At 34.0% G+C, this 18,311-nt stretch carries 17 protein-coding genes and 13 tRNA genes; 27 read left to right on the top strand and 3 right to left on the bottom strand.

Features of this window, described 5'->3' with window-relative positions; translation table 11 throughout:
• Positions 1–71: 71 nt before the first annotated feature.
• The 27 genes from QGM60_RS13735 (at position 72) to QGM60_RS13605 (ending at position 15,998) form a co-directional block, all read left to right on the top strand.
• On the top strand, positions 72–518 hold the full coding sequence (locus tag QGM60_RS13735; protein ID WP_281140818.1) for a hypothetical protein: 447 nt from the start codon (positions 72–74) through the stop codon (positions 516–518).
• A complete protein-coding gene (locus tag QGM60_RS13730) occupies positions 508–1,260 on the top strand; it encodes a nucleotidyltransferase domain-containing protein (protein WP_281140817.1) in 753 nt (250 codons plus the stop codon). The genes QGM60_RS13735 and QGM60_RS13730 overlap by 11 nt, the downstream gene beginning before the upstream one ends.
• On the top strand, positions 1,257–2,321 hold the full coding sequence (locus QGM60_RS13725; RefSeq protein ID WP_281140816.1) for a nucleotidyltransferase domain-containing protein: 1,065 nt from the start codon (positions 1,257–1,259) through the stop codon (positions 2,319–2,321). Before QGM60_RS13730 ends, QGM60_RS13725 begins: the two co-directional genes overlap by 4 nt.
• Positions 2,322–2,427: 106 nt before the next feature.
• Positions 2,428–2,724 carry a S26 family signal peptidase gene (locus QGM60_RS13720; RefSeq protein WP_281140815.1) on the top strand — a complete coding sequence of 99 codons (297 nt, stop codon included), beginning with the start codon at positions 2,428–2,430 and terminating at the stop codon, positions 2,722–2,724.
• Positions 2,725–3,420: 696 nt separating this feature from the next.
• A complete protein-coding gene (locus QGM60_RS13715) occupies positions 3,421–4,110 on the top strand; it encodes a hypothetical protein (protein ID WP_281140814.1) in 690 nt (229 codons plus the stop codon).
• Positions 4,095–5,486: an RtcB family protein gene (locus QGM60_RS13710; RefSeq protein ID WP_281140813.1), complete on the top strand. Its 1,392-nt coding sequence runs from the start codon at positions 4,095–4,097 to the stop codon at positions 5,484–5,486. Before QGM60_RS13715 ends, QGM60_RS13710 begins: the two co-directional genes overlap by 16 nt.
• Positions 5,487–5,554: 68 nt before the next feature.
• A complete protein-coding gene (gene prfH, locus QGM60_RS13705) occupies positions 5,555–6,190 on the top strand; it encodes a peptide chain release factor H (protein WP_281140812.1) in 636 nt (211 codons plus the stop codon).
• 57 nt (positions 6,191–6,247) lie between these two features.
• The gene (locus tag QGM60_RS13700) at positions 6,248–6,775 is read left to right on the top strand and encodes a tetratricopeptide repeat protein (RefSeq protein ID WP_281140811.1); all 528 of its coding nucleotides are present in this window, start codon (positions 6,248–6,250) and stop codon (positions 6,773–6,775) included.
• 16 nt (positions 6,776–6,791) lie between these two features.
• On the top strand, positions 6,792–7,109 hold the full coding sequence (locus QGM60_RS13695) for a hypothetical protein (protein WP_281140810.1): 318 nt from the start codon (positions 6,792–6,794) through the stop codon (positions 7,107–7,109).
• A gap of 124 nt (positions 7,110–7,233) precedes the next feature.
• Positions 7,234–7,794 carry a metallophosphoesterase gene (locus QGM60_RS13690; RefSeq protein ID WP_281140809.1) on the top strand — a complete coding sequence of 187 codons (561 nt, stop codon included), beginning with the start codon at positions 7,234–7,236 and terminating at the stop codon, positions 7,792–7,794.
• A gap of 803 nt (positions 7,795–8,597) precedes the next feature.
• A tRNA-Lys gene (locus QGM60_RS13685) sits at positions 8,598–8,671 on the top strand.
• A 6-nt stretch (positions 8,672–8,677) separates the two neighbouring features.
• A tRNA-Ser gene (locus QGM60_RS13680) sits at positions 8,678–8,764 on the top strand.
• Between the two features lie 5 nt (positions 8,765–8,769).
• Positions 8,770–8,842: transfer RNA gene (locus QGM60_RS13675), tRNA-Pro, on the top strand.
• A 177-nt stretch (positions 8,843–9,019) separates the two neighbouring features.
• Positions 9,020–9,091: transfer RNA gene (locus QGM60_RS13670), tRNA-Asp, on the top strand.
• Positions 9,092–9,097: 6 nt separating this feature from the next.
• Positions 9,098–9,170: transfer RNA gene (locus QGM60_RS13665), tRNA-Glu, on the top strand.
• A gap of 5 nt (positions 9,171–9,175) precedes the next feature.
• Positions 9,176–9,248, top strand: a tRNA-Met gene (locus QGM60_RS13660).
• Positions 9,249–9,253: 5 nt separating this feature from the next.
• Positions 9,254–9,339, top strand: a tRNA-Leu gene (locus QGM60_RS13655).
• 6 nt (positions 9,340–9,345) lie between these two features.
• Positions 9,346–9,419, top strand: a tRNA-Leu gene (locus tag QGM60_RS13650).
• Positions 9,420–9,424: 5 nt separating this feature from the next.
• A tRNA-Arg gene (locus tag QGM60_RS13645) sits at positions 9,425–9,496 on the top strand.
• A gap of 6 nt (positions 9,497–9,502) precedes the next feature.
• Positions 9,503–9,573: transfer RNA gene (locus QGM60_RS13640), tRNA-Gln, on the top strand.
• A gap of 112 nt (positions 9,574–9,685) precedes the next feature.
• A tRNA-His gene (locus QGM60_RS13635) sits at positions 9,686–9,758 on the top strand.
• Between the two features lie 6 nt (positions 9,759–9,764).
• Positions 9,765–9,837, top strand: a tRNA-Phe gene (locus QGM60_RS13630).
• Positions 9,838–9,870: 33 nt separating this feature from the next.
• Positions 9,871–10,356: a ribonuclease H-like YkuK family protein gene (locus QGM60_RS13625; protein ID WP_243473254.1), complete on the top strand. Its 486-nt coding sequence runs from the start codon at positions 9,871–9,873 to the stop codon at positions 10,354–10,356.
• A gap of 122 nt (positions 10,357–10,478) precedes the next feature.
• The gene (locus tag QGM60_RS13620; protein ID WP_281140808.1) at positions 10,479–11,471 is read left to right on the top strand and encodes an RNA ligase family protein; all 993 of its coding nucleotides are present in this window, start codon (positions 10,479–10,481) and stop codon (positions 11,469–11,471) included.
• 1,052 nt (positions 11,472–12,523) lie between these two features.
• A tRNA-Tyr gene (locus QGM60_RS13615) sits at positions 12,524–12,608 on the top strand.
• 713 nt (positions 12,609–13,321) lie between these two features.
• Entirely contained in the window at positions 13,322–14,422 is a 1,101-nt protein-coding gene (locus QGM60_RS13610; RefSeq protein ID WP_281140807.1) for a slipin family protein, read from the top strand.
• 175 nt (positions 14,423–14,597) lie between these two features.
• Positions 14,598–15,998, top strand: coding sequence for an RtcB family protein (locus QGM60_RS13605; RefSeq protein ID WP_281140806.1), 1,401 nt, complete (start codon positions 14,598–14,600; stop codon positions 15,996–15,998).
• 44 nt (positions 15,999–16,042) lie between these two features.
• On the opposite strand, the gene QGM60_RS13600 is transcribed toward QGM60_RS13605, so the two are convergent.
• From QGM60_RS13600 to QGM60_RS13590, 3 genes are read right to left on the bottom strand one after another with little or no spacing between them, the layout of a single operon-like run.
• Positions 16,043–16,501 (bottom strand): 3-oxoacyl-ACP synthase, encoded by a 459-nt coding sequence (locus QGM60_RS13600; protein ID WP_281140805.1) that lies wholly within the window; start codon positions 16,499–16,501, stop codon positions 16,043–16,045.
• The gene (mtgA, locus tag QGM60_RS13595) at positions 16,482–17,183 is read right to left on the bottom strand and encodes a monofunctional biosynthetic peptidoglycan transglycosylase (protein WP_281140804.1); all 702 of its coding nucleotides are present in this window, start codon (positions 17,181–17,183) and stop codon (positions 16,482–16,484) included. Before mtgA ends, QGM60_RS13600 begins: the two co-directional genes overlap by 20 nt.
• Positions 17,184–17,186: 3 nt before the next feature.
• On the bottom strand, positions 17,187–18,302 hold the full coding sequence (locus QGM60_RS13590) for an FAD-dependent oxidoreductase (RefSeq protein ID WP_281140803.1): 1,116 nt from the start codon (positions 18,300–18,302) through the stop codon (positions 17,187–17,189).
• Positions 18,303–18,311: the final 9 nt, after the last annotated feature.

Here is an 18,311-nt window from a genome sequence, read left to right as displayed (position 1 = left end):
ATATTTTATACGCAAAACTATTGCGTAATAGATTATGAGCTTTGTTTCAAATATTAAATCAACCCTAAGAAATGAGTAGAAAATCAAACATTAAAAATATTTTGAACGGGATATTAAACTCATTCATAAGTCGCAATAATGATGTGAATGGTTATTGGGGAATTGGAAAGATATATACATTGATGATCAATAAAAAAGTTAACGAAGTTGAAATTGACTTAATAAACAAGAATATTTCCCCTAAAGAAGAGGAGTTTTATTACAGAATATCGTGTTATTCTCAAATATTATTTGACAAACTAAAAGGAAAAGATGTTGACGGTAATTTTTTTAAATCTGTGAAAATTATAGCGTCTTGCAATAATCTCAATGTAGACAAACGGTTACTTAATACTATCTATTTAAAAATTATAGCAATCGATGTTAATAACAAAGAATATGCTATACAAAATGTTGTTTCATGCAGAAAGTATGACCCTAAATCAGAATTAAAAAGTACAAGAACTTATGAAAACTAAAATACTAAACAAGCTCTCCGAAATAGAGCGAGACAAAAACATAGAAATCCTATTTGCAGTAGAATCTGGAAGTAGAGCTTGGGGTTTTGCCTCACCAGACTCTGATTACGATATACGCTTTGTTTACAAGCATAAAAAAGATTGGTATCTTAACCTTTGGGACCAAAAAGATTCCATACAATTTATGGCTGACAATGATTTATTAGATGGTTCGGGTTGGGATGTTAGAAAAGCACTCCGACTACTAGCTAAATCAAATGCTTCTTTTACAGGGTGGTTGTTTTCACCAATTGTGTATAAGGCAGATTATGATTTCTTGAATGACATGAGACAATTAGCAAATGAGAACTTTAATCCTGTTTCTGGGTTTTATCATTTTCATAGTATGAACAAAAATTTTGAAGAAACGCTAGGTTCAGAAAAAATGACTTTAAAGAGTTTCTTTTATGCGATACGTACAGCACTTTGTGCCAATTGGATCTATAAGAATGAAAGTATACCTCCAGTATTATTTAAGGAAATGTATACTTTAATAGATTCAACCTACCATTCAAAACTAGATGAATTAATAGATTTGAAGAGTAAACGTATCGAAAAAAGCAACGATCCTGTAGAATCAGAATTAATACATCTGGTTAAAGCTATTGTAAACGAAAATAATAGTGTGAAAAATCAATTGGCAAATAAAAAACCTAATCCATCTGATTTTAACCATTTGTTTTTAAAAACTTTAAAATCATGACTTTAGAAGAATTAAAAGCCTCTGAACATATTATTTTTGAGTGCATAAGTGGCAGTAGAGCTTATGGATTGGACACACCTACATCAGATACCGATATTAGAGGAGTGTTCATTCTTCCTAAAGAGCAATTCTACTCTTTAGACTATGTCGGTCAGGTAAACAATGAAACTAATGATATCGTTTATTACGAATTGCGAAAGTTCATTGAGTTATGTTCTAAAAACAACCCAAACATATTAGAGCTTCTCAATGTGCCAGAGCGTTGTGTGCTGTACAAGCACCCTATTTTTGATACCATAAAAACAGAATTGTTTTTATCAAAGCTATGTAAAAACACCTTTGCCAATTATGCATTTACACAAATAAAAAAGGCACGAGGTCTGAACAAAAAAATTGTGAACCCTGTTGAGAAAGAACGCAAATCTGTTGAAGACTTCTGTTTGGTGTTAGATGGCAAAAAATCAATTCCACTGAAACAGTTTTTAAATGAAAATGGTTTAAAAAGTCACTATTGTGGACTAGCCAAAATTTCAAAAATGAAGGATTGTTATAATCTATTTTATAATGAATCTTTAAGTTATAAAGGTGTAGCTAGACCTAACGCAAATGAGGTGTGCTTAAGCTCTATACCTAAAGAGGAGTTGCCCTTAGCTATGTTGTATTTTAATTTAGATGGTTATTCTACCTATTGCAAAAAGTACAAAGAGTATTGGTCTTGGGTAGACAAACGCAATGAAGAACGTTACAAAAACAACATCTCTCATGATAAAAATTATGATGCTAAAAACATGATGCATACATTTAGGTTATTACACATGGCAAAAGAAATTGGAGAGTCTGGAGAAATTAATGTTGAGCGTCTAGATAGAGACTATTTATTATCCATTAAAAACGCAGAATTTGAATATGATGAGTTGGTCGCAAAAGCGGAAATAATGCGAGAAGAGCTAGATATTATATTTGAGAATTCAACACTTCAAGAAAAACCAAATCTTAGAGTTATCAATGATTTATTATTAAGTGTCAGAAACAAATTTTACAATAGTAATTTTGAAGTTTGAGAATATTTTACCAATATTTGCACCAGTTCATTGAAACGTTTCTTTTGAAAATTTTTTGGGATATGTAGGAGCAATAGTGCGCTACATAACTTATAAGATTAAAATTATGAATTGGAAAATTCAGAAATTAAGTAATGGAGAATCCATTATTTCAAAAGAACCTGGTAATTCTATGTTGCCACTTTTAAAGTCTAAGCAACCTGTAAGACTAGTTCCTGCAAGTTGGGAAGATTGTGAAGTTGGTGATATCGTTTATTGTAAAGTTCGTGGAAACTGCTTTACGCACCTAGTTAAAGGGAAGAATGACAAACGAGGATTATTGATTGGTAACAATCATGGTAGAATTAACGGATGGACAAAACATGTTTATGGAAAAGTAGTAGAAATACTGCCAATGTCATAGACATTAATGATTAAAAAATTAAAAACACCTATATGAATCTATTTAAATCACATAATTCGGACGCAACATTGTGCCTTTTTTGGTATTTGTAGATTAGGTAAACAGTATAAAATCTAGTAAAAGCGTCCAAATAAATAATTTGGACGCTTTTTTTATCAAAATTTTTCAATGCCTAAAAATCGTGTGTTGATTAACTACATAACAGGCCTTCAAGGACTTAACTATCTGAAGTGATTCGGACAGGCTTTTTCTTGCCTAAAACCAAATTAACTATTTGATTATCAGTAAATTAATTTGAAATTTTATTTGGTTGTTTAGAAAATTCAACTTTATATTTGCATCGCAGTTTTGCAACAAAACAATTATTAAACGAAGTAAAATGTTTCACATTAAAACAGACAAAAGTATGACAGGAGAACTAGGTTCTTTAGCTTACACGCTTCGTGACATCTTTCCAGATAAATAGATATCTATGTTTTTATCATATAAAGAGTCCGAAGCCCAAACGTTTCGGACTTTTTTTATGCCTTCAATTCAGAGTTGTTCAGACTAAAAAATTTCCGAAGAAAACTAAAATTGAAATACAAAAAAAATGAGAACTAAACACATCCGAAACCTCTAAACAGATTTCGGTAAACATAAAACTGTGGGTATTGAAATCGGCTAAAATAATTCATAATCAAAATTATAAAAGCTGTGAAACCACCACATATAAAAGAAAAAAGACAAAAAGAAGTCAGGCATCTTATTAACAGAACATGGGAAATTTACTTGTTAATAAGGGAACTTGGTTACATAGAATTAGAAAAACCTATTCGTCATGGATGGTACAAAGAAATTGTAATAACAAGAAAAGTAGAGCGGTATAAAAATAAGGCTGCAATATTAGAAATCTATGATAAAATTGAAAAGTATTATTGGGGAAGAACTAAAAAAGAAGCCGAAAAGAAATGGCATAATCAAACCTCAAGGCATTTTATCTATAAAGGATTTCCAACGCTAAGCAAAAAGCAGTTTAACAAGTTGAGTTATAAGGCTCAAAGTTTATGCACCTCATATCAATACAGAAATGAGTGTAAAAAACTACGCGTAAGGTTTTATATAAGAATCCCGAAAGGAGCATACAAAATAAGATATGCAAGAGCCTATATAACACATAGAAAACGCATAGATCCAAACTTAATAAGTGAGCTAAATTATATCGAAAAGCAATTGCTGCGTCCTGGCTATTATAATATCAATGAAGCTTTTTATCCCTATAAGGATAATTGGAATTTAAGAGATGATAAGCAAGAAAAATTAAAAACAAAGCAACTTCTAAATCAGCTTAAAAACTATGATTTAGAAGACCTGATAAAAGATAATATATCATGGGAAAGAAACTAAGCGGAAAAGATCTAATCAAATTAGGATTTCCAAAAAATAACAGTATTAATGTGACTTTAGGTCAGATTAATCGCTATCAAAAACGAATAAAAAAAGAGAAAATATTAACTGAAGCAAAAAAAGTATTACTAAATCCTGAAGCTTATAAAGGTGATGGTGTTTGGGGAAAAATAGCAGAAAGTCTATTAGACCCAGTAAATGTGACAAAACAAAAACTAAACACACATCGCGCACCTTTTCAGATTTATGGCGAAAATGAAATTGACGACCAAGCCAAGTATCAATTATTTGATGCTTTAAAACTGCCAATTTCTGTAGCTGGTGCTTTAATGCCAGATGCACATGTCGGCTATGGATTACCAATAGGTGGTGTGTTAGCTACAAAAAATGCGGTAATTCCTTATGGAGTCGGTGTAGATATTGGTTGCAGAATGTGTTTAACAATTTATCCTGTTAAGGCTTCTTACTTAAAAGGTAAAAAGCATCAATTGGAAAACATCTTGTCAGAGCATACCAAATTCGGCATGTACGAAACGCATAAAGTAAAACATGACGATCCAATCTTTGAACGTGACGAGTTTAACACCATACCGTTAGTAAAGCGATTAAAAGATAAAGCTTACAAGCAATTAGGCACGTCTGGTGGCGGAAATCACTTTGTAGAATTTGGAGTCATTAGCATCTTAGATGTCAATAATGAATGGGATTTACCAATAGGTGATTATTTAGGAGTTTTATCACACAGTGGCTCACGTGGATTGGGAGCAAACATTGCCAAACACTATACATATTTAGCAACAAAGCAATGTCCTTTACCAAAACACGTACAACATTTAGCTTGGCTAGATTTAAACACTCATGATGGTCAAGAATATTGGTTAGCTATGAATTTAGCTGGTGATTATGCCAAAGCCTGTCATGACGATATACATAAACGCATAGCTAAACTCTTAGGAGAAAAACCAATAGCAAAAATTGATAATCACCACAATTTTGCTTGGAAGCAAGAGGTAAACGGTGAAGAATGTATTGTACACAGAAAAGGAGCAACACCAGCAAAAAAAGGAGAGTTGGGTATTATTCCTGGTTCTATGACAGCACCTGGATTTGTAGTAAGAGGATTAGGTAATACAGAAAGTTTACAGTCGGCATCTCACGGAGCTGGACGCGTATTGTCTAGACGCCAATGTAAAACAACATTAACGCAAAGCGCCATTAAAAAGGAACTACAAATGCATGATGTTTCACTAATTGGTGGTGGTATTGACGAAGCGCCAATGGCATACAAAAACATTGAAACCGTAATGAAAAACCAACAAGAATTAGTTGAAATCATTGGAAAGTTCACACCAAAAATTGTGAGAATGGACAAATGATAACAAGATCGAAATTAAAAGAAACAAAAATTTAAATGCCTTCCCTTTGGGAAGGTTAGGATGGGCAAATGGAAACTAAAACCATACAAATCACCTCAGGTCGTGGCCCAGCAGAATGCTGCTGGGTTGTGGCTCAGGTACTGAAAATATTTATAAGAACTTTAAAAGAAGGGCAACTAGCATATACCATTCTTCAAAAAGAACAAGGTGTAGAAAACCGCACGTTACAATCGGTAACGGTTCAAATAGAAGGCAAAGCCCTAGAGCAATTTTTAAAACCTTGGATAGGTACAATTCAGTGGATTGGTATATCATCTTTTAGACCTCAACATAAACGAAAAAACTGGTTTGTTGGTCTTTATGAGATTGAAGAAAATCAAGAATTTCAACTCGATGAAAAAGATATTGTATATCAAGCCACTAGAAGTTCTGGTCCAGGTGGGCAGCACGTTAACAAAGTAAGCTCTGCAATACGAGCCATTCATCAACCAAGCAACATTCAAGTTCTTGTGATGGACAGAAGATCGCAGCATCAAAATAAAAAAATTGCAAAACAGCGCTTACAAGATAAAGTTGCCGAAATGCAGTTACAAACTTTAAAAGATACTGTAAAACATCAATGGGAAAACCATCTACAACTAGAACGTGGTAATCCTGTAAAAGTATTTACAGGCTCAGACTTTAAGGTTCAAAAAAAAGAATAAAACGTATAAATCAAAACGACATCAGCTAAAGACTGATTTACGCAAACAATTAGAATAATGACACTAGCAAATAACTATATATTTAAGGCATTAGACGCTTATCCTTACGAATTGGAAGAAGCCATAGAAGCATTAAACTATGCTTTGTCTTATGATGAAAAAAACACTGTGGCCTTGTGTTTAATGGGACGTATATATGCAGAAACTTTAAAAGATTATGATAAAGCTAAAGCATTTTATGACGAAGCATTAGCCGAAAACGTAAACGCTTTTCACATTTATCCTCATTACATAAATGTATTATTATGGAACGAAGATTATGAAGAAGCTGAGCGTTTCATAGAATTTGGACTAACCGTTAAAGGTTCGGATAAAGCGGTATTGCATTATAAAAAAGCAATTCTTTTTGAACAGCAAACAAAATACAAAGACGCTTTAAAAAGTTTAAAATTAGCTAAACGCTTTACCTACAACGGTAGTTTTATGTATGACTTAAACGAAACAAAGTCGCGAATAAAGGATAAAATGCCGAAAAAAACTTCCAAAAAGAAGAAGAAAGACAAACAAAAAAAGAAAAACAAATAACATAAAAGAAACTGTTATGAGACGACAAGAATTATTAAAACGATTCCTAACAGGAACAGATAAAACAGGTCGATTCATTGTAAGCAGTAAAATTACGGGAATCACCTATTTTATTGAACCTATAGATAATGGCAAACCACATAAACTTTGGGGAGATGTAGATCCGGCAACCAAAAAATTAACTGGAGATTACGGAAACAAATCTATAGGAGCCGTTAAAGAGAAAGACTCTTTAATTACAAAAGAAAACGGGTTCATTAACATTTCAACCTTTAAAGGAAGTCCTTTAGGCGAAATAGACAGAAGAGACAAAATGTATGAATCTCATCAATAACCATAACAACCTGTAAGTTTGAAAATATTGTATAGTTATACTGAGCATAGTCGAAGTGTTCTTTCAACATCCAAACTTGCGGGTTTAAATTAACGAGGTTTCTGCCATAGCAGAAATAGAAAACATGAATAACACAGAAAACATATTTTTTACATCAGACCATCATTTTGGTCACACCAATATTATAAAGTTCACCAACCGACCGTTTGAAACGGTTGAGGAAATGGACCAAGAACTTATAAAACGTTGGAATAGCAGAATCAATAAACATGATAAAGTTTATCACTTAGGCGATTTTGGACTATGTAAAGCAGAACGAATGCGAGAAATCCTAGATCAACTGAACGGTAAAATTTTCCTTATTCGAGGGAATCATGAAGGAGCTGCTTTAGCAAATCCAAACCGTTTTGAATGGATTAAAGACTATTTTGAACTCAATATCAACGACGAAGGTGCACCAAACGGAAAACAAAAGATTATGCTATTGCATTATGCAATGCGTGTTTGGCGCTCTAGTTTTAGAGGTACTTGGCATCTTTACGGTCATTCTCATGGTAGTTTACCAGACGATCCTAACAGCAACAGCTTTGATGTTGGTGTAGATTGTCACGATTTCTACCCAATTACTTATCAAGAAGTCAAGGACATTATGAGTAAAAAAACTTGGGAACCGCCATTTAAATAATTTTAACTAAGCAAAAAGAGTGCGTTTTAAAGGATTTATTTTGCTAAATAAATAATGATATATTTGCAACACATTAAACAAGAAATGATTACAAAACAAATACATAAACAACCGATGTCTCGCTTTAATGAATGTGGAGATTATAGATGGGCAGTAATTTTACTGAGTACCCTAAAAGGATGTTTTGTGTCTATTTTTAAGTGTTGAATATGATTTAAATACTATTAAAACCATAATATGAAGCGTCCAACCCAAAAAGTTGGACGTTTTTTTTGAGTAAAACTCATTTTTGAAGCGCTTTTTAAGTGAATTCGAGAGTGTAAGCTGAGCTCATCCCCATAAAATTGGGATCTGAACATAATTTTTTTGAAAAATATTTTGAAACAGTAAAAAAGTAAAATAAAGGTAAAAAACAGTGAAGCAATTGAGAGACAGTCTTTTGTAAACATGTTAAGAATCTGCAGAAATGCAGACAGGAATCCTATTGCTTAAAAACAACATAAAGTATTGATTATCAATAAATTAAATTGATTTTTTTCTTGCGTAATTCAAAAATGCATTTCATATTTGCACCGTCAAAACAATTAAAAAACAAATGACAAATTATTTACAACATAGTATTCAAATAAGTCTCTGGTCGCGTTCACCGAAATGTATGGTCGAGATAGAGAATGATGAAAGATTTAAAATATATACTAGGAAGGTTATGGATACATAAGTTAATGCATTCATATTAATATAAAGAAAGCGCCTTCCGTAAAACGAGGCGCTTTTTTTATGCTGTTCATTGAAATACAATATAGTGACGCGTAGCTTAACTGGCTAAAGCACTCGACTTTTAATCGAGGAGATGTGAGTTCGACTCTCACCGCGTCAACATCACGGAAGGACAAGTCAATTGGCGGTGGCCGCTGTCTTGAAAACAGTTAGGATATAATGACTCGTGTGGGTTCAACTCCCACTCCTTCCGCAGAACTAAGAGGATAACGATGGTTGGTTTACTCGCTTTGGAAGCGAGAGGTTGCAGGTTCGAATCCTGTCTCTTAGACAATTTGGAGAGTAGACAAATATTGGTTTGTTGTGCTTACCTGCTAAGTAAGTCTGCTTAAAAGCAGTAAGAGTTCGATTCTCTTACTCTCCGCAACATATATCTATAGTGTAATGGATAGCACTAAAGATTTCTAATCTTTCAGTCTGGGTTCGAATCCTAGTAGATATACAAAATGGTTCATTGGGGTAATGGCTATCCTTCCCGACTGTCTCTCGGGAGATACGAGTTCGATTCTCGTATGAACCGCAAAAAGCTCTATTAGCATAGTGGTTTAGTGCATCCGACTTTCTATCGGAAGACAAGGGTTCGATTCCCTTATAGAGTACAAATTGAGGTATAGCTTAACAGGTAGAGCACCGCTCTCATAAGGCGGATTGTTTAGGTTCGAGTCCTAATATCTCAACACATACCCGTATGATGAAACTGGTAAACAGATCAGACTTAAAATCTGAGGTGCAGATACGCACTTGTAGGTTCGAATCCTACTACGGGTACAATTTGCAGAGATGATGTAACAGGAAAACATACCTGACTTAGAATCAGGTTTCTGTGGGTTCGAATCCCACTCTCTGTACAACTAGGTTTATAGTGTAATGGATAGCATGCAAGGTTTCGACCCTTGTGGTATAGGTTCGAATCCTATTAAACCTACAATTATAACTTGTGGTGTAACGGCAGCATGGAAGACTTTGAATCTTTCGGTACAGGTTCGAATCCTGTTGAGTTAACAACATTCTGACATAGCTTAATTGGTAAAGTGCAAATCTGATACGTTTGTGGATAAAGAGCCTGTGCTGAGCATAGTCGAAGCATTCAACTCCTTTTGTCAGAACTAAATATGGTGGTTTTAGTTTAACAGGTAAAATGTCTCACTGTGAATGAGAAGAATAGGGTTCGAGTCCCGAAATCACCCAAAAATGGAACAATAGCAAAGCAGGTCTATGCGTCTGGTTGAAGCCCAGAAGATACTGGTTCGAGTCCAGTTTGTTCCACAAAATAAATGTTTAACTAAAAAATGAGAACTGATGAAAATTGTACAACAAAAATGGAGAAACTTTAGCGGTAAAGTTTTCGATATGCCAATTACAAACATTATCGAAAACGCCATTATAAAAGAGCAAGAAGCTGGACATCGCTTAAAGATTTGTGTTGGGTCAGATTCTCAAGCCTATAAATCTCATGTGGAGTATGCTACGGTAATTGTGGTACTTAGAGAAGGTAAGGGTGGTTTTATGTTTATGAGAAATTATAAAGGGACAAAGAAAATCAGTATTAAAGAGCGTATGCTTAGAGAGGTTACCATGTCCGTAGAAGTGGCATACGCCATCTGCGATATACTAGACAAGTACAATGTAGAACTAGAGGTACATGCAGATATTAATACAGATCCAAAGTTTGAATCTAATGTAGCACTTAAAGATGCCATGGGCTATATCCTAGGAATGGGATTTGTCTTTAAAGCAAAACCTTATGCATTTGCAAGTTCATCTTGTGCAGATAAGGTGGTATAAATACTTCACTCTAGAATAGGTTCCTATTCTTTTAAGGGATTCTGCTGGGTTCTACGTAGCCTAGAACCTGGTAGAATTATTAGATGAAGTTATATGTCTAATAATTAAAAAAGAAAATTACGATGTTTAAAAAATATAATTCAATAGAAAACGCATACCGTAAAGAATTTATAGAGCGTGTTGCTCTAGCTACAATAAAAAGCAATGATTTTGTGGTACAAGAAAAAGTGCATGGTGCTAACTTTAGTTTAATAACTAATGGCGTAGATCTAAAATCTGCCAAACGCACAAGTCTATTAGAAGATACAGATCATTTCAATAACCATGCTTTAATAAAAGAGCTTTACTATGAAAAAATACTAAAGCTTTACAAAGCTGTAAAAACGAAATACCCAAATACTGAAAGCATAACAGTTTTTGGTGAAATTTTTGGCGGAAGTTATCCAGATATAGAGCAAGCCAGAGAAGCTATTAGAGTACAAAAAGGTATATTTTATGCACCTTACAACGAGTTTTATGCTTTTGATATTATGGTCAATCAAGCATTTTACCTCAATGTTACAGAAGCAAATGAGCTTTTAGAGACATATAGATTTTTCTATGCTAAGACACTTTTTAGAGGCACATTAAAAGAAGCTTTAGCTTATCCTAATGCGTTTGAAAGTAAAATTTCTGAATGGTTAAAACTACCCGAAATAAAAAACAATACTTGCGAAGGTATTGTTATTAAACCTGTAGTACCTCATTTTTTACCAAACGGAAGCCGTGTTATTATAAAAAATAAAAATGCGAAATGGAGTGAAAAGAGTAAAGCTAATTCAAAGCCTCTTGTAAAACTTGAGTTATCTAATGAGGTTAAAAATTTATTATCTGAATTAGAACGCTATATCAACCCAAACCGTTTAGCAAATGTAATGAGTAAAGAAAGTAACTTAGATAGCAATCAAATTGGTAAGCTTATAGGTTTACTTTCAAAAGATGCTCTTGAAGATTTCTTAAAAGAGTTTAAAACACCGTTTGACACTCTAGAGAAGTCAGAGCAAAAACAAATAACTAAACAGTTAAATCAATTTGCAGCACAACTTGTTAGACAAGAATTACTGCAAATAAATTAAAATTTATAAAATAATTTTTACTACGCAAAAAGAATGCGCAATATCATAAAATATTTGCAGGGTAAATAAAAAAAGTCTTTGGAATCAGACTTTAAAGTAGTGCTCTGCCAGACATAACGCTGGCAGAGCTTAATAAACAAAAACGTTCATTGACATTAAAAATATTACTTTCTTAAAAACTGCTTTGTCAATCTGAAACGAGTTCAGAATGACAACTTTTTTAAGAGGTAACGGGCGGCTTATCGTCCTTAGATAAACTTGGTAACAAGGATAAATCTGTTTGCTGACACAGTAAATGGAGACTGCTTTTACGCGAAAGCAGTACACGTAAGCAAGCAACTCATATAAGTTATTTTTTACAAGGGGCAACCGCTGAGGTAAATAAGAACTTATAGCCGACAGTAATTAGGCTTGAGGTGGAGACATCAATAGGAAAAGTTGTAGTAATGGGTTACGTTTAGGTTATCCAGCCTAGCGGAGCGTATTGCAGTATTAAAGTTACCCGATTGGAAACAGTTCGGTGACTTAACATACCGTGTGCTGGGAGGCATGCAAGGAGAAGGTTGGTATTTTATAGGCTAAAATCTATGAAGCCATTTTCGAAGCCCTTCTTCTAGGTCAAAAGATATAGTCTAATTAAGGACGCTGTACATCCAATACAGAGGTTGGAATTTTTTTTCCATATCACTTAAAGCAAAAGACTTCGAACATTACAGCAGCTAGTAGTTGCCTAAACCCATTGCAATATATGGGACAGTGAAGGTCGCAAGCCTTTATTGTGTAGTGAACATTCTAATAGGCCGCCTTGTAAAGAGGACGTCTATGAATGGTGAGGGAGCCAACCCTTGTAACTGCAAAGCGTGGCAAAAAGCCACTATGCAGGCCAAGTCTAAGTTGCTGAACAGCTGTAATGTATTAGGCATCGGATAAGTACACAATTCTCTAAGCAATGAGAAGCGTGTGGAAAACTAGAGAAGGGCTACGGCTATAATACTAGGAAAGCTTATCTAAAAGCGAAGGTATTCTCAGAACGCTTTTTAAAATATTAAAACGGAAGTATTGAGCAAATGGTTGGCTCGCCAGACTGTAAATCTGGTTTCTTAAATGAACGTGTAGGTTCGAGTCCTACTACTTCCACATCAAGCAAGTCTTGTTGAGTGTTTCGGTATAGCACCATTGTACAAATCCTTGCTGTGTAGTATGAGGTTTTTGTATGCAACTTGGCTTGAAGGTTTTTAGATTATTTGACCAAATAAATAATCCCATCTATGTACACAGGTTCGAATCCTGTCTTCTCTAACGGGAAGTAGCTTAGCGGTTAAGCAATAGATTCAAATTGTAGGTTCGAATCCTACCAAGATCTAACGGTCTTGTGGCGGAATTGGTAAACGCGCTGTATTTAGGTTACAGATTTGAACATGGACTTTAATCCATCTTTTTGATCAAGAAGGTCACTTGTAAAAATCGACCACCAGTGTTGCCATCACATAAAAAATGGCTATAAAAAACAAAGTAAAAGTGGACTGGCTCAAGCAAAAAATTGCTAAAGCAGTCTAGACAACACCTTGAAATACTAATGTATTTAAAGTCACTTTGGGTAATCTTTTAAAGATTCATTTTTAGACAAAACTGTTGAAAAATTTTCAGTAAAGACCGTTTAAAAATCATCTACTAAACATTATCTAAAAAGCTATAAAATCATAGTATTTCCGTAGTTAGAAAGATGGTTAACTTTTATTTTGTTTTAACTAAGAATAGATCATTTTCAGCTTATGCTTGAAAACCCTATTATAAATGTATAACCGTTCTGATTTAAAAATAAAACCATCAGAACACAATAATTAGAAATCATGAAAAGAGTAAGAATTCATGCAGGTAACGTAGGTTTAGTATTTAAAAACGGTGATTACACACGTGTAATTACACAAGGTAACCATTGGCTAGGTTTTAACGAAAGCGTTATAACATACAGCTTAACAACTGCTTTTAATGCGCCTAAAGTATTGGAAATCTTACTAGAAGACCAAGCTTTAGCCAACATGTTACACGTAGTAAACGTAGAAGATAACCAAATGGTTTTAGTCTACACAAACAACAACTTTAAACAAGTGTTAACGGCTGGTCAATACACATTTTGGAATACGTTAGTTGACTATAAATTTGTTACTGTAGATTTAAGTAAAATCGAAATCACAGAAAACATTAGCAAGTCTTTATATACCAATATGCAATTAAGACAATACATACGCTCTTTTGAAGTCGCAGCTTACGAAAAAGCCATTATGATTGTAGACGATAAGTTTGATAAAATCTTAGATCACGGTACATACCACTTCTGGAGAAACAACCAAACTATAAAAATTGCAAAAGCAGATTTACGCCAGTTACAATTAGAAGTTGCCGGTCAAGAATTGCTAACTAAAGACAAAGCAGCGGTGCGTATTAACTTTTATGCACAATACAAAGTAATCGATATCGAAACCGCATTAATGAGTAATAAAGATTACGAAAAGCAATTATACACAAGCTTGCAATTAGCCTTAAGGGCTTATGTTGGTGCTTATACCTTAGACGAATTGTTAGAGCAAAAAGACCAAATAGCAAAAGCAGTTTTAGAAGACGTAAAAGCGCAAGCCAGCAAGTTAGGCGTAAACGTATTACATGCCGGTATGCGAGATGTAATTTTACCAGGCGATATGAAAGACATCATGAACCAAGTATTAATTGCACAAAAAAAAGCACAAGCCAACGTTATTACAAGACGCGAAGAAACCGCATCAACACGTAGCTTGTTAAATACCGCAAAATTAATGGAAGACAACAGTATGTTGTTTAAATTAAAAGAAATGGAATACGTAGAAAAAATAGCCGATAAAATTGGTGAAATCACCGTAGCCGGAAATGGTAACGTCATCGAACAATTAAAGGATATTTTTTCGGTAAACAAGTGATTTTAAAATTCTCACAGGTATAAAAACCTGTGAGAATTAAAATAATTTCACTACGCAAAAACATTACGCAATACACTATAATATTTGTAATGTCATTCAGAGCGAAAGCGAAGAATCTCATAAAACAGAAAGATAAAAGTAAAAAAACATTACCACTTACGTGGGAAATAAAACAATGGAAACAAACACAAAAATAACAGGAAAAGACTTAATCAATTTAGGTTACAGACAAGGCAAATGGATGAAAGACGCATTGGTTTACATTAACAAAAACCAATTACAAGGCGATGCTTTACAAAGTTATTTAGAGCAATTTAAGTTGCCAGATCCATTACCACTACATAGTAAACCTTTAGACTTTTCAATTAACATAAAAGCAGAAAACGAGTTAGAAGAAGATAACGTTTCTAAAGTTATTAACTCGATGCAAACCTTAATGAAAACACCAACACTAATCAATGGTGCTATCATGCCAGATGCTTGCCCAACGGGACCAGACGGAACCATTCCTGTTGGTGGTGTTGCAGTAGCAAAAAACGCTATTCATCCTGGTATGCATAGTGCAGATATTTGTTGTTCGGTGATGTTAACAGACTTTGGAAAAGCAGATCCTAAAGCCATTTTAGATGCAGCTCATGCCAATACACATTTTGGTCCTGGCGGACGCGATAGAAATACGCAATTTAGATTTCCGAAGGAATTATTAGAAGCATTTGAAAACAATAGTTTACTTAACGATAAACAAATGATCCAAGCTGCAAGAGCGCATTTAGGAACTCAAGGCGATGGTAATCATTTCTTGTTTGTTGGTACATCTAAAAAAACAGGAAACACTATGTTGGTAACGCATCACGGATCTCGTGGTCCAGGAGCTAGATTGTATACAAAAGGGATGAAAATTGCCGAACGTTTTAGAAAAATCTTATCACCAGAAACTTTAAAACAAAACGCATGGATTCCTTTTGAAACAGAAGAAGGAAAAGACTATTGGCAAGCGTTGCAAACCATAAGACAATGGACAAAAACCAATCATGAGGTTATTCATAATTCGGTTGCAGAAACTTTAGAAATTGACATTGAAAACCGTTACTGGAACGAGCATAACTTTGTATTTAAAGATGGTGATTTATTTTATCATGCAAAAGGTGCAACACCTTTGGATGCTAAGTTTATGCCCGATATTACAGGTCCACGATTAATCCCTTTAAATATGTCTGAACCTGTATTGATTGTTGAAGGTGCTACGACCAAAACCAATTTAGGTTTTGCGCCACATGGTGCTGGTAGAAACGTAAGCCGTACACAGCATAGAAAGAGCAAAACGGGAAGCATTATGCAAATTTTTAAGGAAGAAATTCGCGGATTAGATGTTCGGTTTTTCTCAGGCGACATTGATATTACCGAGTTGCCAAGCGCTTATAAAAGCGCTCAAACCGTTAGAAACCAAATGGATGAATACGGTTTAGGTAATGTTATTGACGAGGTACTACCTTACGGTTGTATTATGGCTGGCGATTGGCAAAAAAATGCACCTTGGCGTGTAAAAAGAGAGAAAAGAAAAAGAAATAAATCTTAGAAAGGAAGAAAGTGGACTGACTTATGTTGGTCTGCTTTTTTTATTTATAAAATCTTTGTGATTTTAAAGGACATATTTCTAAACACAACCTCATCACCAACCGATTTTCCGAGAAGTAATTGACCAATTGGTGTATTTGCAGAAATGGCATAAAAGGTTTCATTTTCAACTTTAAGTTCACCAACACTAATGCTTATAAAGTAATTAGATTGTGAAGTAAAAACAACACTGCCTAAACCAATGTTTTTAGAGGTTGATTCGGTATTAATTTTAGACAGAATTTGTTTTGTTTTTTCAATTTCGGCTAATTGATGTCCTGCTTTTTCACGCTCTAATTGTAACATGGCGCGTCCTGTTTCGTGCTTATCACCTGCACTACTCTTTGTTTCGCTTTGCAGACTTTGTTTTATATCTTCAATAACAGCCAAAACATTTTGTAAACGCGTGTCTAAACTTTGGTTACAAAGCTGTAATAATTGGGTTTTAATGCTTTGGTTTTTCATTGTCTTTCTTCGGAAATTTTAACGGTCCATAAAAACCCATTTGTTTGATTATCCATTGTTTTCTGTTAGAAATATAAGGCGTTGCTGGATGTGCTTTGTAGTGTCTAGGGTTAGGTAGTATCGCCGCAATTGCTGTGGCTTGATTGATATTTAATCTTTTTGCCGAAGTACCAAACCAATGCTTTGCTGCTGCTTCAGCACCGTAAACGCCATTACCCATTTCGATACTGTTAAGATACACTTCTAAAATTCGCTCTTTAGACCACAGTTTTTCGATTAAAAAGGTAAAATAAGTTTCTAAACCTTTGCGTAACCAACTTCTGTTTGGCCATAAAAACACATTTTTTGCAGTTTGTTGACTTATGGTACTTGCCCCTTTAATGCGTTTTGATTTTTTATTGTTTTCGTAAGCTTTTTCAATCGCTTCAATATCAAACCCATTATGGATTAAAAACTTTTGATCTTCACTGCAAATCACAGCTTTTTGAAGGTTAATAGAAATATCTTCAATATTAACCCATTCATGTTTAAATGTTGAATTTTTCTCGGTATTTTCAAAAGAACGAATAGCCATTAATGGCGTGTAATATACTGGCACATATCGATAAATCGCAACCCATAAGACTGTTAAAATCACAAACCAAACACAGCATTTTAGTAAAAACCGAAAGACTCTTTTCATTACTTATTTTTGAGTTAATTCTGCTAATTCTTTACCAATTAAACTACCAATTGCTACGCCCATTCCGCCAAGTCTAACACCACAAAACACTTTGTTAGACAGTTGTTTTACTATAGTCTTTTTTTGTTTACCTACACCCATAATTCCTGACCATCGATAGTCGATTTCAAAATTAGTTTCTGGCAGAATGGTGGTTTTTAAAAGTGTTTCTAATTTGTTTTGAATGAGTTTTGTTTGGGCAAATTCGGTAGTTTCTTCAGTTTTAAAATCGAGGTTGCGTCCGCCACCAAAGAGGATACGATTATCAATATTTCTAAAATAATAATAGCCTTGATCTAAATGAAATGTGCCTTGTATATGTAAGTTTTTTATGGGTTTTGTAATCAATACTTGTGCGCGAGCTGGTTTTACATCAGAAATATTTAATTGTGATGCAAAACCGTTAGTGGCAATCATTAATTTTGAGGTTGAAAAATCGAACTGATTGGTTTTTACTTTAACTGATCCTTGATCTTCTGAAAAGCTTTCAACAGTGATACTATTTAAAATTTTAATGCCTTTAGATTGTACTTTTTGAAGAAGTGCTTCCATCATTTTTCCAGTATCTATCTGACCTTCAAAAGCATTAAAAGTGTATTGACTTTTGATATTCTTAAAATTGAATATGTTGCCTTTAATACTAAACACTTCAGCATTAAAAATTGGCTTTAGCAGGTTGTTGACATTATCTTTTTCCGATATGCAATTTTCAAATAAATCGTCATTTTCAGTAAACAACTCATAGCCACCAAAAGCTTGATAATTTATCGTTGAATCACCTAGAGTTTGACGAAGTAATTGCAAGCCTTCAACTCTATTTTTAACTAATTCTATAACTTCTTTTTCGGTATGTGTATTTAAATCGTCTAAGATTTCACTTAAACTACCAAAACAAGCAAATCCTGCATTTTTAGTGCTTGCGCCTTGAGGCAATAGCCCTTTTTCTAAAATTAGAATATTAGCTTTTGGATAGATTTCTTTTAAAGACAAAGCGCAATTTAAGCCAACAATACCACTGCCAACAATAGTGAAATCTACGTTGGCTAACCATGATTTTATTTCCCAATAGCTAAAGTTCATAACATAAAA

The organism is Winogradskyella sp. SYSU M77433 (assembly GCF_029911945.1).
GTDB lineage: Bacteria > Bacteroidota > Bacteroidia > Flavobacteriales > Flavobacteriaceae > Winogradskyella.
The sequence above is the reverse complement of the archived record's forward strand: the minus strand, read 5'-3'. Positions and strand labels throughout refer to the sequence as shown.